Origin of the sequence: Comamonas kerstersii (genome assembly GCF_008801935.1) — a bacterium.
GTDB classification, from domain to species: domain Bacteria; phylum Pseudomonadota; class Gammaproteobacteria; order Burkholderiales; family Burkholderiaceae_C; genus Comamonas; species Comamonas kerstersii.
In genome coordinates this window covers 27,469-48,443 of the sequence record NZ_VZOT01000014.1, presented here as the reverse complement: position 1 = coordinate 48,443, position 20,975 = coordinate 27,469, and the positions used below count along the sequence as shown (strand labels likewise).

The window sequence follows — 20,975 nt, the reverse complement described above, 5'->3', positions numbered from 1 at the left end:
CGCCGCGGATGGTTTGAATGAATCGCAGCGCCTGCCTTACCAAAGACAACCTGCGCAGTGCGTTGCCCCACCGGGAACCCTGCTCTGTGATTACAGAACTTGAATTCAAAAGCCTGGCCAGCCAAGGCTACAACCGCATTCCTCTGGTGACAGAGGCTTTTGCCGATCTGGAAACCCCGCTCTCGCTGTACCTGAAGCTGGCGCACGCCCAGGGCGATGGCAAATACAGCTTTTTGCTGGAATCCGTCGTGGGTGGCGAGCGCTTTGGCCGCTACAGCTTTATCGGTCTGCCCGCGCGCAGCTTCTTGCGTGCCAGCGGCTTTGGGGCTGCGGCCAAGACGGAAGTCGTGACCGACGGCACCGTAGTGGAAACCCACGCCGGCAATCCGCTGGACTTTATTGCGGACTACCAGAAGCGCTTCAAAGTGGCGCTGGTGCCGGGTCTGCCGCGTTTTTGTGGTGGTCTGGCCGGTTACTTTGGCTATGACGCGGTGCGCTATGTCGAGAAAAAGCTCGAAGCCACATGCCCGCCCGACACGCTGGGTACGCCCGACATCCTGCTGCTGCTGTGCGAAGAGCTGGCTGTCATCGACAACCTCTCGGGCAAGCTGTACTTCATCGTCTATGTGAACCCGGCTGAGCCCGAGGCCTACAGCAAGGGCAAAAAGCGCATGCGCCAGCTCAAGGAGCAGCTGCGCTATTCGGTCAGCGTGCCGCAGATCAAGGGCGGTGACAGCCACCCCGCCGAGCGCAGCTTTGCCAAGCAGGATTACCTCAAGGCCGTCGAGCACGCCAAGGAGCTGATTGCTGCCGGCGAATTCATGCAGGTGCAAGTCGGCCAGCGCATCCACAAGCGCTACACCGAGTCGCCGCTGAGCCTGTACCGTGCGCTGCGCTCACTCAACCCCTCGCCCTATATGTACTTCTACAACTTTGGTGACTTCCAGGTCGTGGGCTCCAGCCCCGAGATTCTGGTGCGTCAGGAGCAGGTGGAAGAAGGGCAGAAGATCACCATCCGCCCGCTGGCAGGTACACGCCCACGTGGCTCTACGCCCGAGAAAGACAAGGCGACGGAGGCCGAGCTGATTGCCGACCCCAAGGAGCGCGCCGAGCACGTGATGCTGATTGACCTGGCGCGCAACGACATTGGCCGCATCGCCAAGACTGGCAGCGTGAAGGTGACCGAAGCCTTTGTGGTGGAGCGCTACAGCCACGTGATGCACATCGTGAGCAACGTCGAAGGCATTTTGCAGGACGGCATGAGCAGCATGGATGTGCTCAAGGCCACCTTTCCCGCAGGCACGCTCTCGGGTGCGCCCAAAGTGCATGCCATGGAAATCATTGACCAGCTCGAACCCACCAAGCGCGGTATCTACGGCGGTGCGGTGGGCTACCTGAGCTTTGCCGGTCACATGGACATGGCGATTGCCATTCGCACCGGCGTGATCAAGGCCGGCCATTTGTACGTACAGGCGGCTGCCGGTGTGGTGGCTGATTCCGTGCCTGAAATGGAATGGCGCGAAACCGAGCACAAGGCGCGTGCCTTGCTGCGTGCGGCAGAACTGGTAGAGGAGGGCCTGGAATGATGCGAGCTATCGACAAAGTCAAAGACTGCCAGAGCATGCAAGAGGTGCGTGCCGGTGTGAATGCGCTGGATGACATTCTGGTGCCTCTGCTGGTGGAGCGCAGCGGCTACATGACACAGGCCGCCAAGGTCAAAAACGACGAAAACCTGGTGCGTGATGAGGCACGCATTCAGGCCATCATCGATCGCGTACGCCCCATGGCGGAGGCACAGGGCGGCAACCCAGAGCTGATTGAGCGCATCTATCGCGCGATGATGGAGTGCTATATCGATTACGAACGCCAGGAACTGGCACGCTTGCGTGCTGCAGGTCTGCAGCCCAAGAAGAGCGAAGGAGCACAGGCATGAAGCTCCTGATGATCGACAACTACGACAGCTTTACCTACAACATCGTCCAGTACTTTGGTGAGCTGGGGGCTGACGTGACCGTGGTGCGCAATGACGAAATCACGCTCGAAGAAGTGATTGCGCTGGTGGCTGAACAAGGCATGGAGCGCGTGGTGATCTCGCCCGGCCCCAGCTCTCCCAAAGAGGCCGGGATTTCAGTGGCTGCCATCCAGCACTTTGCGGGCAAGCTGCCCGTGCTGGGCGTGTGCCTGGGCCACCAGAGCATTGGTGCGGCCTTTGGGGGCGACATCATCCGCGCGGGCCAGCAAATGCACGGAAAGACCAGTGTCATCACCACTGACCAGCAAGGCGTGTTTGCGGGCTTGCCCAAGCAGTTCACGGTGAACCGCTACCACTCGCTGGTGATTGATAAAAACACGCTGCCGGATTGCCTGGAAATTACCGCGACCAGCGAGGACGGCGAAATCCAGGGCGTGCGCCACAAGACGCTGGCCGTGGAGGGCGTGCAGTTCCACCCCGAAAGCATCTTGACCGAGCACGGCCACGCCATGCTCAAAAACTTTCTCGACCAGAAGTAAGCCCCAAGGCCGCACTGCTGCATGCAGGCGGCCTTTGTTTTTGATAGCTGCCAGCGCTGGTTTTTATTGGATTTGAAAGCAATAAATATCTAAAAGCCAGGTATTGCAAGCGCAAGCAGCTTCTAAAGAAATAGCAAAGGATGTGCCATGACCAAGATCACCCCCCAGGAAGCGCTGCAACGCACGATTGAACACCGTGAAATCTTCCACGACGAAATGCTGGAGCTGATGCGCATGATCATGCGCGGTGAGCTGTCGCCCTTGATGACGGCTTCCATCATCACCGGCCTGCGCGTGAAGAAGGAAACCATTGGCGAAATCACCGCAGCAGCAGAGGTGATGCGCGAGTTTTCCAACAAGGTGCAGGTGCACGACAAGACGCATCTGGTGGACATCGTCGGCACCGGCGGTGATGGTGCCAACACCTTCAACATCTCGACGTGCGCCACCTTTGTGATTGCGGCCGCAGGCGGCAAAGTGAGCAAGCATGGCGGGCGCAGCGTCAGCAGCAAATCCGGCAGCGCGGATGCTATGGAAGCGCTGGGTGTGAACATCAACCTCAGCCCTTCACGAATAGCGGATTGCATCCGTGATGTGGGCATCGGTTTTATGTTCGCGCCCAACCACCACCCTGCCATGAAGAACGTGGCCCCCGTGCGCAAGGAGCTGGGTGTGCGCACCATCTTCAACATCCTCGGCCCCCTGACCAATCCGGCGGGCGCCCCCAACATCCTCATGGGGGTGTTCCACGAAGATCTGGTCGGCATCCAGGTGCGAGCCCTGCAGCGCTTGGGCGCCGAGCATGCACTGGTGGTCTATGGCCGCGATGGGCTGGACGAAATCAGCCTGGGCGCAGGCACGCTGGTGGGTGAACTCAAGAACGGCGTGGTGCGTGAATACGAAATTCACCCCGAAGACTTTGGCCTGCGCATGGCAGGCACGCGCGCGCTCAAGGTGGAAACGCCGGAAGACTCCAAAGCCATGCTCATGGGCGTGCTGCAGGGTGAGCAAGGCCCCGCGCGTGACATCGTCTGCCTGAACGCTGGTGCGGCCCTGTATGCGGCCAATGTGGCGTCCAGCATTGAAGAGGGCCTGCAGCGTGCGCAGGCTGCGATTGACAGTGGCGCAGCGCTGAAGAAGCTGCACGCGTTGGTGACTTACAGCAGCCAGCTGTCCGCCTGAACGCCAGAGCGCAGACAATAGCCCGCATCGCCATGCCCCCGGGCGCGGCCCCAGAACAGAAAGCACACCATGTCCGATATCCTGAAAAAAATCTGCGACGTCAAAGTCCAGGAAGTCGCCGCTGCCAAGCGCGCCATTGCGTTCGAGGAAATGCGCCGCGATGCCGAAAGCCGCGTCTCTACGCGTGACTTTGTGGGCGCCATCCGCGCCAAAATCGCCCAGGGCCAGGCCGGCGTGATTGCCGAAGTGAAAAAAGCCAGCCCCAGCAAGGGCGTGATCCGCCCAGACTTTGACCCCGTGGACATCGCCCAGAGCTACATGGTGGGCAACGGCAAGATCAGCGCAGCCTGCCTGTCGGTGCTCACGGACCGCCAGTTCTTTCAGGGCGAGCCAGATTTTCTGAAGCAGGCCCGCGCCAGCACGCTGCTGCCGGTGCTGCGCAAGGACTTCATGGTCGACCCCTACCAGATCTACGAATCGCGCGTGATGGGCGCGGACTGCGTGCTCCTGATTGCCGCCTGTCTGGACGATGCGCAGATGGCCGAGATGGAGCAGATTGCCCACAGCCTGGACATGGCCGTGCTGGTCGAGGTGCACGACGGCGAAGAGCTGCAGCGTGCGCTGAAATTGAAGACCCCGCTGGTGGGCATCAACAACCGCAATCTGCGCACGTTTGAGGTCGATATCCAGACGTCGATTGCGCTGAAAAAAGACGTGCCAGCCGATCGCCTGCTGGTCACTGAATCAGGCATTGCCACGAAGGACGATGTGAAGGCCATGCGCGATGCAGGCATTGATGCTTTCCTGGTGGGCGAGACATTCATGCGCGCCAAAGATCCTGGCGAGGCACTGGCCAAGCTGTTTGGCTAAACGCCTGGAGACCCCTCATGCAACCCTGGATACGTCGTTGCGCAGCCTTGTCGTACGACTTGTACTGCCTGCGGCTGCACGCCTCGTCTCCAACGTCAACCTGCGGTTGACTGGGTAGCGTGAGCGGCTCTTAAGGTAGGCCATGAGCCAGCGCGTTACGATCAAGGCAAGTGTGGAATGCTTTCATAAAAGAAGCATCTCGCGCTTGCCTTTATTTGTTTTCAGAGAGAAAGTGGCCTGAAATGACCGATTCATCAGCGCAAGCAGCTACGCAATTGATGAGCGCCAACCCCAGCGACTGGCCTGTTGCGCCGGGCTGGCAGGAACTGGTCGACAGTTTCTTTTTCTCGCCCCTGGGGCAGAAGGTGCTGGACTTTTTGCAGCAGCGGCTCGATGACGGGGCGGTGATCTTCCCGCCTCAGCCCCTGCGTGCGCTGGAGCTGACAGCGCCTGACGATGTGCGTGTGGTGATTCTGGGGCAAGACCCGTACCACGGCCGTGGGCAGGCCGAAGGGCTGGCGTTTTCTGTCGCCCCCGGTGTGCGCCTGCCGCCTTCGCTGCAGAACATCTTCAAGGAAATGCAGCGCGATCTGGGCGTGCCCTTTCCACCGTTTCCCAACCCCGGCGGCTCACTGGTGAAATGGGCGCAGAACGGCGTGCTGCTGCTCAACACCTGCCTCACGGTGGAAGAAGGCCAGGCCGCCAGCCACAGCAAAAAAGGCTGGGAAGTGCTGACCGACAGCATCATTCAGTATGTGGCGCAGCAGGGCAGACCCACGGTGTTCATGCTCTGGGGCAGCCACGCCCAGTCCAAGCGTGTGCTGATCCCGCAGGACCGCGGCCACTTGGTGCTGATGAGCAACCACCCCTCGCCGCTGTCCGCCCTGCGCCCGCCGGTGCCGTTTATGGGCAATGGCCACTTCGGGCAGGCCAAGGCGTTTCGGGAGCGGCACGGGTATTGAAAGCAAAAAGCGCCCGAAGGCGCTTGGTGTAGAGGCTTGCAGCGCAATTACGACTTAAAGCCCAGAGCGCGTCGTATCTGCTGCAGCTTGGCTGCTTGCTCAGGATCTTTGCTGGAGCTGCGCAGCGCATGGCGAACAAACACAAAGAACAGCAGCAGCATGCCAGCCCCTAAGGTGGCGGCAATGGCGATCAGAGCTTTCTTGGGTTTGATGGCGCGCTCTGGCACAGTGGGCTGTTCCGTCAAGTTTTCGAGGGTTAAGCCTTCTGCTTGGGCTTCCAAGGCAGCAATTGCTTGGAGTCGTGTGCTATTGGCTGCGAGCAGTTCACCGTAAAGGCGCGAAGTTACCTCTGAGGCAGAGGCGCTACCGCTCAACAGTTTCTTCGCAGTTTCAATCTCCAGTTTCTGACCTGCCTGCAGGCGCTCACGTTCTGCCTGAATTTGGGTTTGCAGACGCTCCATATCCTTGCCACGCGGAATGGTCAAAGGCAAGACATTTTTCCAGATACTCTCATTGAGTAAACGCGCACTCTCAGGTGAATCACCTTGGGTTTTGAGCGTCACCAGCTGATCTTGCTTTCCCACGGAAACGGCTAGGAGTTTTTCCAGTTTTTCGATGCGTTGCTGTGTGCTGCTGTCTGGCTCGAATCCGATATCGTCCGCTGCTTTTTTGAGTACGTCGAAGGATTTGATGTAGCTGGCGAGCATTGCGCCCGAAACATTCAGACCAGGTTTTTGTGGGTTGAGAGTGAATTGGCTTTCATAGGTCTGAGGCAGCGTGAAAGCAGTGCCCAGAGCGCAAATACCAACGAACAATGGTCCCAAGATGAGCAGTTTCAGGTTTTCTGCAATGACGACCAGCAAGTCGAGCAAATCGATTTCATCGTCTGTTTGTGCAGCTGAGGATTCCATTACAAATACATCACAAGTGAAAGATTGAAAACCTCGAATCTAGCACAGGCTTTACGTACAGCATGAGGCTCAGAGGCGCGCGGTGGAGGTCGTCAAAGCATCGCTGCAATTCAGTTGGCCCATTGAAGGCAACAAGTCCACATTAAAAATATTGAGAATGATTCTCATAAAATGCTTCATGTTGTGATCCTCCGTCGCGCAAGACGGTTTAGAAAGTTGAACATGAAAGCTGTGTGGAATCGTCGCCAGACACTGGCGGGTTTGATGTTGGCCGTGGCCCTGCCTTTTGCTGCTGCGCAGGCGGCAGAGACCATCAAGGTGCAGGACAACACGGGTGAAGTGGTTGTGCCGCTCAAGCCTAAGACAGTGCTGGTCTATGACTTTGGCGCGCTGGACATCATCAAGACCATTGGTGGTCAGGTGGCGGGCAATCCCACACAGGCGCTGCCACCCTCGCTCAAGGAATATGGAGATAGCAGCAAGTACGCCAACATCGGCACGCTGTTTGAGCCTGACTATGAAAAAGTCAAAGCACTCAAGCCCGATCTGATCATTGCGGGCAACCGTTCTCTGCCCAAGGTGGAAGAACTCAAGAAGTTTGCGCCCGTGCTCGATGTGACCATCGATAACCAGAACCAGATGGCGCATGTCTACCGCAATATTCGCTCCATTGCGGCCATCTACGGCGTGCCGGAAAAGGGTGAGCAAGAAATCAAGGAAATTGATGCGGCCATTGCGGATGTGAAGGCCAAAGCAGTCAATAAAGGTGGTGCACTGTTTTTGATGACCAATGGCGGCAAGCTCAGCGCCTATGGCCCAGGTTCGCGCTTTGACATGCTGTATTCGGTGTTTGGCGTGCAGCCCATCAAGGACAAGATTGAGGTGTCCAAGCATGGCCAGGCCGTGTCGTTTGAGTACCTGCTCAAGACCAATCCTGACTACCTGCTGGTGCTGGACCGCGACGCCGCCATCGGCAACGATGGCGCAGCTGCCAGGAAGCTGTTGGACAACAAGCTGGTGTACGCCACCAAAGCCTGGCGCAATGGGAGTGTGGTGTATCTGAACGCGGCAGACTGGTACACCATGTCCAATTCGAGCCCTTCTGCACTCAAAGCCAATTTGAAACAGTTGTCGGATGCTTTCTCCAAATAAACACACACCCGCGGGGCGACAAGCCCTGGCGTGGACAGGGGCCCTTGTGGCCCTTTTTGCATTGGCGCTGTGGAGCCTGTCAGTGGGCGTGAGCGATGTGTCCTGGAACACCTTGTGGAGTGACAACGAAGACGACATGGTGGCCCAGGTGCTGATGTATTCGCGCGTGCCGCGTACGCTGGCCCTGATGCTGGCGGGCAGCGCCATGGCGGTGGCAGGTCTGCTGATGCAGATGCTGGCGCGCAACCATTTTGTGGAGCCATCGACCATGGGCACGGTGGAGTCCGCCACGCTGGGCATGCTGTTTTGCATGCTGGTGGCGCCTGATCTGCCGGTGTTTGCCAAGATGGGCGTCTCAGCGCTCACTGCCATGGCGGGTACGGCCTTGTTCATGGCCATCCTCTCGCGCATCCGCCTGCGTTCGGCCTGGATTGTGCCGCTGGTGGGCTTGATTTTGGCGGGGGTGATTGAGGCGGCGACCACGTTCTGGGCTTACCAGTACGACATGATCCAGTCGCTGCGCGCCTTCTCTAACGGCGATTTTTCCGTGGTGATTGAAGGCCGCTACGAGATGCTGTGGCTGTCGCTGGGCGTGACCGGCCTGGCAGTGCTGGCGGCCGACCGCTTTACCGTGGCAGGGCTTGGCGAATCCTTTGCCACCAATCTGGGGTTGAACTACAAGGCGCTGGTGCTGCAGGGGCTGATCGTGGTCTCAGTGGTCACGGCCTGCGTGGTGGTGACCGTGGGCTCCATCCCGTTTGTGGGCTTGATCGTGCCCAACCTCGTGCGTCTGATGCTGGGTGACAACGTGCGCCGCAGCGTCTGGTGGGTGGCGATTGCCGGTGCAGCGCTGACCATGCTCTGCGACCTGTTTGGGCGCCTGATCATTGCGCCCTATGAGATTCCTGTCGGCACTGTGATGGGTGTCGTGGGCAGTGGTCTGTTCTTGGCGATTTTGTTGCGCCGTCGTATCAAGGGATAAGTCATGGCGCAAGATTTGTACGAACCGGCGACCAGGCCCGCATGGTGGTCGCAGTCCCGCAACCGCCTGTGGACGCTGGTGTTGATGGCCGTGGTGGCCATCGCTGCCTTTATGACGCTGGGTGTGGATGCCGACTGGGCCTTTGTGCTGGAGCACCGTGGCACCAAGGTCATCACCATGATGGTGGTGGCCTGCGCTTTGGGCATGTCTACGGTGGTGTTCCAGACGGTGACGCACAACACCATTCTGACGCCTGCGGTGATGGGGCTCGATGCCCTGTATCTGTTCCTGCAGGCCGTGCTGGTACTGGTGCTGGGATCGGTCGGCGTGGTCGGTCTGGGCGTGATCCCGAAGTTTGGGCTGGAGATTGTGCTGATGGTTGTGCTCAGCGTGGCGCTGATGCGCTGGCTGTTCACGGGCCATGCGTCCAGCCTGCACCTGATGCTGCTGGTGGGCATGGTCATGGGCATTCTGTTTCGCAGCATGACCAGCTTTGCCATGCGCATGATCGACCCCAATGAGTTCGCCACGCTGCAAGACCGTATGTTTGCGAACTTCAACACCATCCACACGCAGCTGCTGTGGCCTTCGCTGGTGCTGCTGGCCTTCGGCGTGGCGTATTTTTGGCACAAGCGCCATGTGCTGGACGTGCTGGCGCTGGGGCGTGACGCGGCGGTGAATCTGGGCGTGGACTACCAGCCGCAGGTCTTGCGCCTGTTGGTGGTGATGTGTGCCATGGTGGCGATTTCCACCGCGCTGGTCGGCCCTGTGACTTTCTTTGGCCTGCTGGTCGCCAACATGGCCTACCAGTGGATGGGCACGCGCCGCCACCAGTGGGTGCTGCCAGCGGCGGTGCTCTGGGGCTGCATCTTGCTGCTGGGCGGCCAGGTGATTCTGGAACGCGTGCTGGGCTTTAACTCCGCGCTGTCGGTGGTGGTGGAATTTGTGGGCGGTCTGGTGTTTATCGGGCTGCTGCTGCGCAAGGGCAAACAATGATTGAGACACATAAGGTCGCGAAGACCCACGGCAGCACCACGGTACTGCATGGGGTGAGTGTGCAGATTCCGGTGGGGCAGTTCACGGCCATCATCGGCCCCAACGGAGCGGGCAAGAGCACGCTGCTGTCCATGGTCAGCCGCCTGGATGCCATCACGTCTGGCTCGGCCCATGTGGCGGGGCTGGATGTGGCCAAAACCGCCAGCGATGCGCTGGCCAAGGTGATGGCCATTTTGCGGCAGGACAACCAGTCCACCCTGCGCCTGACGGTGCGCGATCTGGTGGGCTTTGGCCGCTTTCCACACAGCAAGGGCCGCATGACGGCTGAGGACGTTCAGCACGTGAATCAGGCGCTGGAGTTCCTGCAGCTCACGCCGCTGGCGGATCGCTATCTGGATGAACTCTCAGGCGGTCAGCGCCAGCGTGCCTACATCGCCATGGTGCTGTGCCAGGACACGCCCTACATCCTGCTGGACGAGCCGCTGAACAACCTCGACATGGCCCATGCCGTGAGCATGATGAAGCTGCTGCGCCGCCTCGTGAATGAGCGCCGGAAAACCGTGGTGGTGGTGCTGCACGACATCAACTTTGCCAGCTGCTATGCCGACCACATCATCGCCATGAAAAACGGCCATGTGGCGCACGAAGGCGCACCGTTGCAGGTGGTGACGGATGAGGTCTTGAGCGCGCTGTATGAGATTCCCGTCAGCGTGCATGAGATCAAAGGCCAGCGCCTGTGCCACTACTTTGCGTAGCGTTTAGCGCGCACCAAGATCGATAAAAACATAGCTTGTAGCGTTGGTAGAACCTCGACTTCAAGCAACTTTCCCCGCGAATCCTTGGTCTTAACAGCGTAAGTAGCTATGTTTTTGAAGAAAAAATTAAGTGCCGCCATAGCGGCTTGGATGGTGGGTAGTTGCGCAGCGCAGGCTGAGCCCCTGGTGGTGAGCGATCAGCAAGTGGTGCAGTCACAGCTGCAAGGCATGGCGCAGCAAGTGCAGTTGCAGGTGCCTGCAGGCGCTGTCGTGCAGCTGCGCTTTGCGGGCGCGGGCCTGCATCTGGATTTGCGCGATGCGCAAGGCCAGCACATTCGCCGCTTGGCCGAAGACGGGCGTGGCGTGCAAACGGCCATGTGGCGTTCGCTGGGCGCGCAGCAAGAACAGCTGTGGGTGGTGCCCGCTGAAAAGAATCTTGCAGCCGCGCCGTTCTCATTGCAGGTGCTGAACACTTGGCAGGTACAGGGCGAAGAGCAGCCAAAGCCTGAAGACACGCCCATGGGGCCACGGCTGAAAAAATTGCAACAGGCGCTGGCCCAAGGCCATAGCACCGATGCGTTCTGGCAGCAGGTGCAGCAGCAAGGCACGCCGCTGGTGGAGCCTTGGGAGGGCGGCCAGCTGCTCGTTACCTTCTTGTGGCGCGACCAAGGCAACCACAATGTGCGGCTGTTTGGCAGCCCCAGCGGTGACCACAACCCGCTGCGCAAGCTGGGTGGCAGTGATGTGTGGTGGACCAGCGTGGTCATGGACCCACGCGCGCGGTTGAGCTATGCCTTGGCGCCCGATGTGCCCAAGGTGGCGAATGCCGCCCAGCAGCGCCGCATGATTTTGGCCACGCTGCAGCGTGATCCACTCAATCCGCATACCTTCCCAGCGCAATTGGCCACGCAAGCGGTCGATAGGTTCCAAGGCCGCTCGGTGTTGCAATTGCCGCAAGCGCCCAAGCAGCCGTGGGTCCAAGCGCGCAGCGATGTGCCGCAGGGCACGCTCACGCGCCATGTGGTGCACAGCCAGATTTTGGGTAATGACCGCGATGTCTGGACCTATGTGCCTGCAGGCGCCGAGCCACAGAATCTGCTGGTGCTGTTTGACGCGCATGCCTTTGTGCACGATGTGCCCACGCCGCGCATTTTGGACAACTTGATGGCCGATGGTTTATTGCCAAACACGGCAGCGGTCATCGTGGGCAATGCCAGCCCCGAAGCGCGTGGGCAAGAGTTGCCGCCCAATCCCAAGTTTGCGCAGTTCATGGCTGAGGAGCTCATGCCTTGGGTGCGCGAGCAGGGCTTGGCGCAAATGGCGCGCCACACGGTGGTGGCAGGCAGTAGCTATGGCGGCTTGGTTTCGAGCTATCTGGGCCTGATGCACCCAGAGCTATTTGGCAATGTGCTGAGCATGTCGGGCTCGTACTGGTGGGCACCGCAAGGCGAGCCAGCGGGATGGATGCAACGCGCGTGGCAGAACTTGCCGTCGCCCATGCCCCATGTGCGTTTTTACATCGACGCCGGCCGGTTTGAAACTGGCCGCGGCGGGCGCAATGGCATTTTGGAAACTTCACGCGAATTGGGCGACGTGTTGCGCGCGCACGGCTTGTCTGTGACGCAGCGCGAGTGGATTTCAGGCCACGACTATGTGCAGTGGCAGGCATCGCTGGGCTGTGGATTGGTGGCGTTATTGGCTCCGCAGAAGATGGCCGATGCACGCATGCAAGTCTGCAATGGGGTTCAGAAATAAGAGCTTGTTGCGCTGACAGATAAAAGATTTCAGATAAAAAAGTATCTGAAATCCTTTTTAATACAGCGTAGGCAGCTACTTTTATTGAATGCGATCGGTGGCAGGCGCTGGTAGCGGGCTGTGTGCGCGCACATAGGCTTCCAGCGCGTCGATATCGAGCGGGCCTTGCGTGCGATCAGTGCCTTGGCTGAAGACGCTGTAGCGATCACCATTGTCGGCCAAAAAGCTGCTGACCACCACGCGGTAGTTGGCCTGCATATCCAGCGGCTGGCCGCGCAGCGTGAGGTCTTTGACTTGCTCGTTCACGGGGGCATGGGCGTCATGGCGCCAGCGCAAGTCTGCATTGGGTGAGAGCACACGGCGGCGGCCAGAACTGGACAGCGGCACGGCGTAGGTGTCTTCCAGCAGTTCCTTGATCTGTGCGCCGGTCAGCGTCATGCCAATCAAGGCATTGCCAAAGGGTTGGATGGCGTAGAGCTGGTCAAAGCGCACATGGCCATCGGCATCAGGCTGCAGCGCTGCGCGAATGCCGCCGCTGTGCATGAATGAAATATCCGCGCCGCCCAGCTTAGGGTCTTGCATGGCCCAGACCTGTGCGTCCGATATCAGGTTGCCCAAGGCAATTTCGCCGGACGCGACGGGCAGATTGGACAGCGGCATATTGCCCGGCGAGATGATGCGGCCCACCACTTTTTGCGCTTCGTGCGCAATCACGCTGCGGTAGCGCTCCACAATGCGTTGCACCTCAGGATGCGCATGGGTGTGCTCAACCACGAAGGGCGAAGGTGTTGTCGCTGCTTGTGCGTTGGCAGGTATGGCCAGGGTGCGAGCACTGCGGCTGTGCAGCTGGCGCAGCTGCGGGTCCCAGCGCAGTTGAATGTCCGTCAGCTGCGTGCCATGCAGGCCTGCACTGGTGAGCAGAAATGGGTGCTGTGGATTGACCGTGGCGTAGTCGCACACATAGGTCTGGTGCGTGTGGCCGGACACCACCACGCTGATGCGAGGGTCCAGTTTTTCCAGAATCGGCACGATGGAGCCACTCAGGCCCTCGCAGCCTTGCTCAAATGGTGAGACATCGGTTTGGCCACCTTCGTGCAGCAGCACGGTGATGATGTCAGCACCCTGCGCCAGCAGCTGGGGCACCAAAGCATTGGCGGTCTGCACTTCATCGTCAAAACGCAGACCCTGGATGGCGGTCGCCATCACCAGCTTGGGCGTGTCTTTGAGCGTCATGCCAATAAAGCCCACCGTCACTTGCTGGCCGTTGTGCTCAAAGGTTTTCAGGCCGGTAGCTGGCAGCAGGTTGCGGCCATCCTGGCTGAACACATTGGCGGCCAGCATGGGGAACTGCGCACCCGCAAAGCTGGGGTTGACTTGGCAAGGTGTGCGCTGGGTATAGGTCTCGCAGCCGCCTTGTGCCAGGCGCAGCAGCTCTTGCCAACCGCGGTCAAACTCATGGTTGCCAACGGCTGCAAAGTCCACTTGCATGGCATTGGCAGCTTCAATCGTGGGTTCGTCCAGAAAGAAGGACGACAGCAGCGGCGAAGAACCCACCATATCCCCCGCGCTTACCACGGCATGATGCGGGTAGCGCTGGCGCAACTGCTGCACCGTGCCTGCCAGCCATGGCATGCCACCCAGCGCGATCTTTTGCGTGCTGCCTGCGTGCGTAGGCACATCCGCTTGTACGCCGGGCGCATCCAAGTGGCCATGCAAGTCATTGAATGCCAGCAAGTGGATGTCGATGAGCTGTGCATTGGAAGCGTCTGGCGCGTGATGGTGACCACCGCCGCAACTGGCCAGCAACCATGCAGAGATTACGCACAGGCTGGTGCGTGCCACAGAGAGCGAAGAGGAAAGCATGGCGCATTGTGATCAATGCAGGAGCACTTGCGCAATCACCAAAAAAGGGAGCACGCAAGTGCTCCCTGTGTGTGCCATGCAGCCCAGCGCTTAGCGGCGGCGCTCCAGGATCATCGAGTCGCCATAGCTGAAGAAGCGGTACTCATTCTGGATGGCGTGCTGGTAGGTGTCCATGATGTGCTTGTAGCCCGCAAAGGCGCTCACCAGCATCATCAGCGTGCTCTTGGGCAGGTGGAAGTTGGTGATCAGGCAGTCCACCACGCGGAACTCAAAACCAGGGGTGATGAAGATGTTGGTGTCGCCCGAAATCTGCCCTGTGCGTGCCCAGGATTCCAGTGTGCGCACGCTGGTCGTACCCACGGCAATGATGCGGCCACGGCGCTGGCGGCAGCGCTCCAAGGCTGCCAGCGTTTCCAGCGGAATGTTGTACCACTCGCTGTGCATCTGGTGCTCGGCAATGTTTTCCACCTTCACAGGCTGGAAAGTGCCTGCGCCCACGTGCAGGGTCACGGCTGCAGTTTCCACGCCTTTTTCCTTGAGGGCGGCCAGCACCTGTTCGTCAAAGTGCAGCGCAGCCGTAGGCGCGGCCACGGCGCCTGGGTGGCTGGCGAACACGGTCTGGTAGCGCTCGGAATCTTCTTCCTCGTCCGGGTCTTCTTCGGCGTTCTGGTTGCGCTCGATATAGGGTGGCAGGGGCAGGTGGCCAAACTGGTCCATCAGCTCCCAGGGCGACTCGTTGTTGGCGCCCTGCAGCGCAAAGCGGAACAGCGGACCGCTTTCATCGGGCCAGCGGCCCAGCAGTACAGCGTCAAAGCCGCCGTTTTTCACGCCGCCGCACAGATGAATGCGTGCACCGGGCAAAGGCTTTTTGCTGACCTTCATGTGGGCCACGACTTCATTGCCCTGCAGCACGCGCTCGATCAGCAGTTCCAGCTTGCCGCCGCTGGCTTTCTCGCCAAAGATACGGGCCTTGACCACCTTGGTGTCGTTGAAGATGAGCAGGTCGCCTTCATGCAGCAGATCGGGCAGATCCTTGAAGACGCGGTCCACCAGTTCCGGGGCGCGCGCGTCGAGCAGACGCGAGGCACTGCGTTCAGCAGCAGGGTGTTGGGCAATCAGGTGCTCGGGGAGCACAAAGTCAAAATCGCTGAGGGTATGAGGAGCGCGGTGGCTAGAAGACATGAGAGTTCTTGAGGGCCTGACAAGCCCGTCCCAAGGAAAAATCAAAGCGCGCATTCTCGCAAATCTGCGCCGTGGTGATGGCGTCATGGTCTGCAATATCCATGCGCAGCCAATGCCTGCACGCAGGGCCCATGTTCTGTGCATATGGCCTATGGAAGCACGATGGGGCGTGTTAGCCTTTGGTGCTTACTTCTGTGCTTTGCCTACGCTTTCAGATTCATGCCTTCCTCTTCTTCTACGCCTGCCAAGAAAACGGCACCCAGCCCGGCGCAGCAGGCCATGCAAAAACTGGGGCTGGTGCGCGATATCGACCTCGTGCTGCACCTGCCCCTGCGTTACGAAGATGAAACCCGGATCACCCTGCTGCGCAATGCACGCGATGGCGACACGGTGCAGATTGAAGCCACGGTCACCCACTGCGAAGTGCAGCTGCGCCCGCGCCGCATGCTCAAAGTCACGGTGGATGACGGCACAGGCACTTGCGTGCTGACCTTTTTCAGCTTCTACCCCTCGCAGCAAAAAAGCATGGCCGTGGGTACGACGCTGCGCATTCGTGGCGAGGTCAAAGGGGGCTTCTGGGGCAGACAGATGATGCACCCCGTGGTCAAGACCGCAGGAGGCGATCTGCCCCAGGCACTCACGCCCGTCTACCCCGCTACGGCAGGCTTGCCGCAGGCCTATCTGCGGCGCGCCATTGCCAGCGCCATGCAGCGCGTGCAGCTGCCGGAGACCCTGCCGCCCGATGCACAGCCGCCGATTGAAAACTATTGGGGTGAAAATGGCCTCCAGCCCTTGATGGGGCTGCGCGAGGCGCTTCAATTTCTGCACCACCCCACGCCCGATGTGGCACTGGCTACGCTGGAAGATCACACCCACCCCGCGTGGCAGCGCCTGAAGGCGGAAGAGCTGCTGGCCCAGCAGCTGTCGCAATACCAGGCACGGCAGGAGCGTGCCGCGCTCAAGGCCCCCGTGCTGCAGGTGCCCCAGCCCGCAGCGGGCACGCTGACACTGGTGGAGCAGTTTCTGCAGCAGCTGCCGTTTGGCCTGACGGGTGCGCAGCAGCGTGTGTGCCGGGAGATTGCACAGGACCTGGCACGGCCTATTCCCATGCACCGCCTGCTGCAGGGTGATGTGGGCTCGGGCAAGACCGTGGTGGCGGCCATGTCGGCCATGGTGTGTATTGCGGCCGGCTGGCAGTGCGCGCTGATGGCTCCCACGGAAATTCTGGCGGAGCAGCACTTTGCCAAGCTCGTGGGCTGGCTGGAGCCACTGCTGGCGCCGATTGGCAAAAAGGTCGCCTGGCTGTCGGGTGCGCAGAAGAAAAAAGAACGCACGGCCATGCTGGAGCTGGTGGCCAGTGGCGAGGCTGCGCTGGTGGTCGGCACGCATGCCGTGATTCAGGAGCAGGTGCAGTTCCACAACCTGGCCTTGGCGGTGATTGACGAGCAGCACCGCTTTGGCGTGGCGCAGCGCCTGGCCTTGCGCCAGAAGCTCGCCCACCAGGGGCTGGAGCCGCACATGCTGATGATGAGTGCCACGCCCATTCCACGCACACTGGCCATGAGCTATTACGCGGACCTGGACGTCTCCGTGATCGACGAGCTGCCACCGGGGCGCACGCCCATCGTGACCAAGGTGATTTCCGACAGCCGCAAGGACGAAGTCATCGCCCGCATTGGCGCGCAGATTGCACAGGGGCGGCAGGTCTACTGGGTCTGCCCCTTGATTGAAGAGAGCGAGGCGCTGGACCTGTCCAATGCCACGGCCACACACGTGGAGCTGAGCGAGGCACTGCCTGGCGTCATGGTGGGACTGCTGCACTCACGCATGCCGCAGGCTGAGAAGAAAGCGGTGATGGAGCTGTTCACGTCCGGAAAGATGGGCGTGCTGGTGTCCACCACGGTGATTGAGGTGGGGGTGGATGTGCCCAATGCCTCGCTGATGGTGATTGAGCATGCCGAGCGCTTTGGCCTGTCCCAGCTGCACCAGCTGCGCGGCCGTGTGGGGCGTGGCGCGGCAGCGTCGGCCTGCGTGCTGCTGTACTCCGTGGGGGACAACGGCAAGCTGTCTGAAACGGGCAAGGAACGCCTGCGTGCCATGGCCGAGACCAATGATGGCTTTGAGATTGCGCGGCGCGACCTGGAAATCCGTGGCCCCGGTGAATTTCTGGGGGCACGCCAGTCGGGCGATGCGCTGCTGCGTTTTGCCGACCTGGACAAGGACGTGGCGCTGCTGGAATGGGCGCGTGAGCTGGCACCGCGCATGCTCAGTCAGTACCCGCATCTGGCGCAGGCGCATATCCAGCGTTGGTTGGGCGCCAAATCTGAGTTCCTGAAGGCGTAGGACAAGACCAAAATGCGTCTGGATATTGGTTACAAAGCGCATGCATGCGCTGACATGAATGCACAATAGGTGATTGATTCTTCACCTCGATAGGCAATCTCAAAAGCTTATGACGCTTACAGAACTCAAATACATCGTGGCCGTTGCGCGCGAAAAGCACTTTGGACGCGCCGCAGACGCGTGCTACGTGTCACAGCCTACGCTGTCGGTGGCGATCAAGAAGCTGGAAGAGGAGCTGGACGTCAAGATTTTTGAGCGCAGCGCCGGTGAAGTTTCGGTGACCCCGCTGGGTGAAGCCATCGTGCGTCAGGCACAGAGCGTGCTGGAGCAGGCGGCAGAGATCAAGGAAATTGCCAAGCGTGGCAAAGACCCGCTGTCTGGCGCGCTGACGCTGGGCGTGATCTACACCATCGGCCCCTATCTGCTGCCTGAGCTGGTGCGCAACTCCATCAAGATGACGCCGCAGATGCCGCTGATGCTGCAGGAGAACTTCACCGTCAAGCTGCTGGAGATGCTGCGCACCGGTGAAATTGACTGCGCCATCGTGGCTGAGCCTTTTCCTGAAACCGGTCTGGCCATGGCGCCGCTGTATGACGAGCCTTTCATGGCTGCCGTGCCCAGCAACCACCCGCTGGCGCAGCAGGATGCCGTCACCACCACCGATCTGAAGAACGAGACCATGCTGCTGCTGGGCTCGGGCCACTGCTTTCGCGACCATGTGCTGGAAGTCTGCCCTGAGTTCGCACGCTACGCCAGCAATGCCGAAGGCATTCGCCGCACCTTTGAAGGCTCTTCGCTGGAGACCATCAAGCACATGGTGGCCGCCGGCATGGGCGTGACGCTGGTGCCCCGCCTGTCCGTGCCCAAGGAAGCGCTGGAGTCACCACGCCGCCGTGCCACCGATGCTCCACACATCCGCTATCTGCCCATTCATAACGAAGACGGGCACGAACCTCCATCGCGCCGTGTGGTGCTGGTGTGGCGACGCAGCTTTACGCGCTACGAGGCGATTGCAGCGCTGCGCAATGCGGTCTATGCCTGCGAACTGTCAGGCGCCAAGCTGCTGACCTGAGCCAGGGCTCGGCTCATTGCAAACTGTGAATGCCACCCCATGTACAGGGTTGAGCTACAGTAGAAAACATCTTCCATCTGACGCAGTGGCATGCTGCTGCGCCGGGCTACATGATTGAGGAGTACATCATGGCAAAAGAAACCAAGAAGCAAACCACCAAGGCTGTTGCAGCCCCTGAGGCCAAGGCCACCAAGGGCATGCCCATCAAGATTGGCATCAGCACCAAGGACCGTGAAGAAATCGCCGGCGGCCTGTCGCGCCTGCTGGCTGATACCTACACCCTGTACCTGACCACGCACAACTTCCACTGGAATGTGACGGGGCCCATGTTCAACACGCTGCACACGATGTTCATGCAGCAGTACACCGAGCTGTGGAACGCTGTGGACCCCATCGCCGAGCGCATCCGCTCGCTGGGCCACTATGCACCAGGCTCCTACGCACAGTTTGGCAAGCTGACCAGCCTGCCGGATGTGCCTGTCACACCACCCAAGGCCAGCGAGATGATTCGCACCCTGGTCGAAGGCAACGAAGCTGTAGCCCGCACGGCACGCGAACTGTTCCCGCTGGCAGACAAGGCCAATGATGAGCCTACGGCTGACCTGCTGACACAGCGCCTGACCGTGCACGAGCAAAACGCATGGATGCTGCGCTCGCTGCTGGAAGAGTAAGCATGTGGTCGACACACTGCCACGCATGATGCAGTGGATTGACCAGGCAGCAGCACCGTTACTGGCGCTGCTGCTGATAGCCGCCGCTGGCGGCTTTTTTTTGCATGAACGCTGGCGCCTGCCAGTGCGGGACATGCACGCACAGCGCACGCTGCGTGCGGCGTATGGCTGGTGCGCGCTGGGCCTGCTGGCGGCACTGCCGCTGGCATGGATGGTCTGGAATATGGCGCAGGGCGGTGGCACGGCCTCCTGTGCGGGCTGTGTGGACTGGCTGTCCATCGATGGTCGCGTGGCCGCCTGGGTGCAGGCGCAGGAAGGTGCACCCTGGCTGGGTGTCGTCAAGCTGCTGACACAGCTTGGCCACATCGTCTGGATGGCCGCACTGGGCGCCATGGCCAGCTTCTGGCTGTTGTGGCGCAGGGCATGGCTGCAACTGGGGGCATGGGTGGTTGGTGTGGCCGGTGTGGGTCTGTGCGTGCGTCTGATCAAGCACAGCGTGGGCCGCGAGCGCCCCGAAGTGCGCTGGGTGCTGGAGCAGGGCTACAGTTTCCCCAGCGGGCACAGTGCCGGTACGCTGGTGTGCTATGGCCTGCTGGCCTGGCTGTGGCTGAGCATGTCCCGCCATGCACCGCCCCGGGGCGTGGTGCCACTGACCGTGGCCGTGGTGCTATCGGTCGGCATGAGCCGCGTGGTGCTGGGTGCCCACTATGTGAGTGATGTGCTGGCAGGCTGGCTGCTGGGGCTGGCATGGCTGTCGCTGGTGATTGCCGCCGCAGACATGGCGCGCCATGTGGCTGCGCATCGCCGCCAGGCTGGTTAGAGTATGGCGACTCCCCAATTTGTGAACCGAGGTGTATGACTTCTCCAAGCTCTCCTGAGGTGCAGCGCAGCAAGCTGTCGCTGTATCTGGATTTGATTCGCTTCAACCGCCCGGCTGGCTGGCTGGTGCTGATATGGCCTACCTTGGCGGCCCTATGGATTGCGGCCGATGGCTTTCCGGGCTGGCACCTGCTGCTGGTGTTTGCGCTGGGCACGGTGCTGATGCGCAGTGCAGGCTGCACCATCAATGACATTGCCGACCGCGACTTTGACAAGCACGTCAAGCGCACCACGCAGCGCCCCATTACCAGCGGGCAGGTCAGCGTCAAGGAAGCGGCCATGGTGGGCCTGGTGCTCACGCTGGTGTCTTTCTTTCTGGTGCTTTCCACGCGCTGGGAGGCTGTGGCCTGGTCTGTGCCAGCGGTGCTGTTCACGATGCTTTACCCGTTTACCAAGCGTTTTTTTGCCATGCCGCAGGCCTTTTTAGGCATTGCGTTCAACTTCGGCATACTGATTGCCTTTGCGGCGGTGGTGGGTACGGTGGGCACTACGGCCTGGGTGCTGTGGTTGGCCAATATGTGCCTGGTGCTGGCCTATGACACCGAATACGCCATGGTGGACCGCGATGACGACCTGAAAATCGGCATCAAGACCTCGGCCATTACGCTGGGGCGCTTTGATGTGTTGGGGGTCATGGGCTTTTTTGTGCTGTGCCTGGGGCTGACCATCTGGGCGGTGCTGCCCTATGGTCTGGGCTGGCCGTTCTGGCTGGGCATGGCTGTGGCCGCGGCGCAGGTGATCTGGCATTTCACGTTGATCCGAAACCGTTCACGCGAAGGCTGCTTTGTGGCGTTCAGCAAGAGCCACTACATTGGCATGGCCATTTTTGCGGGCGTGGCGCTGGGTTTTGCGCTGCGTTAAGCCTCGTCAGACCTTGTGAGGCCGTGCG

Annotated in this window: 19 protein-coding genes; 16 read left to right on the top strand and 3 right to left on the bottom strand. The window is 60.4% G+C overall.

The window, feature by feature from the left end; all coding sequences use genetic code 11:
* Window positions 1-86: 86 nt before the first annotated feature.
* The 6 genes from trpE (at window position 87) to F7P80_RS14485 (ending at window position 5,525) form a co-directional block, all read left to right on the top strand.
* The gene (gene trpE / locus F7P80_RS14510; protein ID WP_151045707.1) at window positions 87-1,586 is read left to right on the top strand and encodes an anthranilate synthase component I; all 1,500 of its coding nucleotides are present in this window, start codon (window positions 87-89) and stop codon (window positions 1,584-1,586) included.
* Window positions 1,583-1,933 (top strand): chorismate mutase, encoded by a 351-nt coding sequence (locus F7P80_RS14505; RefSeq protein WP_077345441.1) that lies wholly within the window; start codon window positions 1,583-1,585, stop codon window positions 1,931-1,933. The genes trpE and F7P80_RS14505 overlap by 4 nt, the downstream gene beginning before the upstream one ends.
* Complete coding sequence (locus F7P80_RS14500) at window positions 1,930-2,511, top strand: aminodeoxychorismate/anthranilate synthase component II (protein ID WP_058879947.1); 582 nt, start codon at window positions 1,930-1,932, stop codon at window positions 2,509-2,511. The genes F7P80_RS14505 and F7P80_RS14500 overlap by 4 nt, the downstream gene beginning before the upstream one ends.
* A gap of 147 nt (window positions 2,512-2,658) precedes the next feature.
* The gene (gene trpD / locus F7P80_RS14495) at window positions 2,659-3,693 is read left to right on the top strand and encodes an anthranilate phosphoribosyltransferase (RefSeq protein WP_054065005.1); all 1,035 of its coding nucleotides are present in this window, start codon (window positions 2,659-2,661) and stop codon (window positions 3,691-3,693) included.
* A gap of 69 nt (window positions 3,694-3,762) precedes the next feature.
* On the top strand, window positions 3,763-4,563 hold the full coding sequence (gene trpC, locus F7P80_RS14490; RefSeq protein ID WP_054065006.1) for an indole-3-glycerol phosphate synthase TrpC: 801 nt from the start codon (window positions 3,763-3,765) through the stop codon (window positions 4,561-4,563).
* 242 nt (window positions 4,564-4,805) lie between these two features.
* Window positions 4,806-5,525, top strand: a complete 720-nt coding sequence (locus tag F7P80_RS14485; protein WP_151045705.1) for a uracil-DNA glycosylase — start codon at window positions 4,806-4,808, stop codon at window positions 5,523-5,525.
* Between the two features lie 47 nt (window positions 5,526-5,572).
* Here F7P80_RS14485 and F7P80_RS14480 read toward each other — a convergent pair whose 3' ends face one another.
* Entirely contained in the window at window positions 5,573-6,436 is an 864-nt protein-coding gene (locus F7P80_RS14480) for a Wzz/FepE/Etk N-terminal domain-containing protein (protein WP_151045703.1), read from the bottom strand.
* Between the two features lie 222 nt (window positions 6,437-6,658).
* Between F7P80_RS14480 and F7P80_RS14475 the strand changes: the two genes are divergently transcribed.
* The 5 genes from F7P80_RS14475 (at window position 6,659) to F7P80_RS14455 (ending at window position 12,076) form a co-directional block, all read left to right on the top strand.
* Window positions 6,659-7,588, top strand: coding sequence for a siderophore ABC transporter substrate-binding protein (locus tag F7P80_RS14475; protein ID WP_151045701.1), 930 nt, complete (start codon window positions 6,659-6,661; stop codon window positions 7,586-7,588).
* A complete protein-coding gene (locus F7P80_RS14470; RefSeq protein WP_058879951.1) occupies window positions 7,572-8,570 on the top strand; it encodes an ABC transporter permease in 999 nt (332 codons plus the stop codon). The genes F7P80_RS14475 and F7P80_RS14470 overlap by 17 nt, the downstream gene beginning before the upstream one ends.
* 3 nt (window positions 8,571-8,573) lie before the next feature.
* On the top strand, window positions 8,574-9,566 hold the full coding sequence (locus F7P80_RS14465) for an iron chelate uptake ABC transporter family permease subunit (protein WP_151045699.1): 993 nt from the start codon (window positions 8,574-8,576) through the stop codon (window positions 9,564-9,566).
* Window positions 9,563-10,321, top strand: coding sequence for an iron ABC transporter ATP-binding protein (locus F7P80_RS14460; protein WP_058879953.1), 759 nt, complete (start codon window positions 9,563-9,565; stop codon window positions 10,319-10,321). The genes F7P80_RS14465 and F7P80_RS14460 overlap by 4 nt, the downstream gene beginning before the upstream one ends.
* A gap of 189 nt (window positions 10,322-10,510) precedes the next feature.
* Window positions 10,511-12,076: an enterochelin esterase domain-containing protein gene (locus F7P80_RS14455; RefSeq protein WP_249041496.1), complete on the top strand. Its 1,566-nt coding sequence runs from the start codon at window positions 10,511-10,513 to the stop codon at window positions 12,074-12,076.
* An 81-nt stretch (window positions 12,077-12,157) separates the two neighbouring features.
* Here the strand turns inward: F7P80_RS14455 and F7P80_RS14450 are convergent, their stop codons facing one another.
* Together F7P80_RS14450 and queA are read right to left on the bottom strand one after the other, a co-directional pair.
* Window positions 12,158-13,939, bottom strand: a complete 1,782-nt coding sequence (locus tag F7P80_RS14450; RefSeq protein WP_151045695.1) for a bifunctional metallophosphatase/5'-nucleotidase — start codon at window positions 13,937-13,939, stop codon at window positions 12,158-12,160.
* A gap of 90 nt (window positions 13,940-14,029) precedes the next feature.
* Window positions 14,030-15,121: a tRNA preQ1(34) S-adenosylmethionine ribosyltransferase-isomerase QueA gene (gene queA / locus F7P80_RS14445; RefSeq protein WP_151045693.1), complete on the bottom strand. Its 1,092-nt coding sequence runs from the start codon at window positions 15,119-15,121 to the stop codon at window positions 14,030-14,032.
* A 219-nt stretch (window positions 15,122-15,340) separates the two neighbouring features.
* On the opposite strand from queA, the gene recG reads away from it, so the two are divergent.
* The 5 genes from recG to ubiA all read left to right on the top strand — a co-directional run bounded on the left by recG (window position 15,341) and on the right by ubiA (window position 20,947).
* Window positions 15,341-17,464 (top strand): ATP-dependent DNA helicase RecG, encoded by a 2,124-nt coding sequence (recG, locus tag F7P80_RS14440; RefSeq protein WP_249041495.1) that lies wholly within the window; start codon window positions 15,341-15,343, stop codon window positions 17,462-17,464.
* 109 nt (window positions 17,465-17,573) lie between these two features.
* Complete coding sequence (locus F7P80_RS14435; protein ID WP_151045689.1) at window positions 17,574-18,536, top strand: LysR substrate-binding domain-containing protein; 963 nt, start codon at window positions 17,574-17,576, stop codon at window positions 18,534-18,536.
* Between the two features lie 128 nt (window positions 18,537-18,664).
* A complete protein-coding gene (locus F7P80_RS14430; RefSeq protein ID WP_151045687.1) occupies window positions 18,665-19,207 on the top strand; it encodes a Dps family protein in 543 nt (180 codons plus the stop codon).
* Window positions 19,208-19,211: 4 nt separating this feature from the next.
* On the top strand, window positions 19,212-20,027 hold the full coding sequence (locus F7P80_RS14425) for a phosphatase PAP2 family protein (RefSeq protein WP_249041494.1): 816 nt from the start codon (window positions 19,212-19,214) through the stop codon (window positions 20,025-20,027).
* Window positions 20,028-20,062: 35 nt separating this feature from the next.
* Complete coding sequence (gene ubiA / locus F7P80_RS14420) at window positions 20,063-20,947, top strand: 4-hydroxybenzoate octaprenyltransferase (RefSeq protein WP_151045685.1); 885 nt, start codon at window positions 20,063-20,065, stop codon at window positions 20,945-20,947.
* Window positions 20,948-20,975 lie beyond the last annotated feature (28 nt).

Coding starts and splice junctions, on each gene's coding strand:
- F7P80_RS14505 (WP_077345441.1), top strand. CDS start 1,583: ATGATGCGAGCTATCGACAAAGTCAAAGACTGCCAGAGCATGCAAGAG.
- F7P80_RS14500 (WP_058879947.1), top strand. CDS start 1,930: ATGAAGCTCCTGATGATCGACAACTACGACAGCTTTACCTACAACATC.
- trpD (WP_054065005.1), top strand. CDS start 2,659: ATGACCAAGATCACCCCCCAGGAAGCGCTGCAACGCACGATTGAACAC.
- trpC (WP_054065006.1), top strand. CDS start 3,763: ATGTCCGATATCCTGAAAAAAATCTGCGACGTCAAAGTCCAGGAAGTC.
- F7P80_RS14485 (WP_151045705.1), top strand. CDS start 4,806: ATGACCGATTCATCAGCGCAAGCAGCTACGCAATTGATGAGCGCCAAC.
- F7P80_RS14480 (WP_151045703.1), bottom strand. CDS start 6,436: ATGGAATCCTCAGCTGCACAAACAGACGATGAAATCGATTTGCTCGAC.
- F7P80_RS14475 (WP_151045701.1), top strand. CDS start 6,659: ATGAAAGCTGTGTGGAATCGTCGCCAGACACTGGCGGGTTTGATGTTG.
- F7P80_RS14470 (WP_058879951.1), top strand. CDS start 7,572: ATGCTTTCTCCAAATAAACACACACCCGCGGGGCGACAAGCCCTGGCG.
- F7P80_RS14465 (WP_151045699.1), top strand. CDS start 8,574: ATGGCGCAAGATTTGTACGAACCGGCGACCAGGCCCGCATGGTGGTCG.
- F7P80_RS14460 (WP_058879953.1), top strand. CDS start 9,563: ATGATTGAGACACATAAGGTCGCGAAGACCCACGGCAGCACCACGGTA.
- F7P80_RS14450 (WP_151045695.1), bottom strand. CDS start 13,939: ATGCTTTCCTCTTCGCTCTCTGTGGCACGCACCAGCCTGTGCGTAATC.
- queA (WP_151045693.1), bottom strand. CDS start 15,121: ATGTCTTCTAGCCACCGCGCTCCTCATACCCTCAGCGATTTTGACTTT.
- recG (WP_249041495.1), top strand. CDS start 15,341: ATGCCTTCCTCTTCTTCTACGCCTGCCAAGAAAACGGCACCCAGCCCG.
- F7P80_RS14435 (WP_151045689.1), top strand. CDS start 17,574: ATGACGCTTACAGAACTCAAATACATCGTGGCCGTTGCGCGCGAAAAG.
- F7P80_RS14430 (WP_151045687.1), top strand. CDS start 18,665: ATGGCAAAAGAAACCAAGAAGCAAACCACCAAGGCTGTTGCAGCCCCT.
- ubiA (WP_151045685.1), top strand. CDS start 20,063: ATGACTTCTCCAAGCTCTCCTGAGGTGCAGCGCAGCAAGCTGTCGCTG.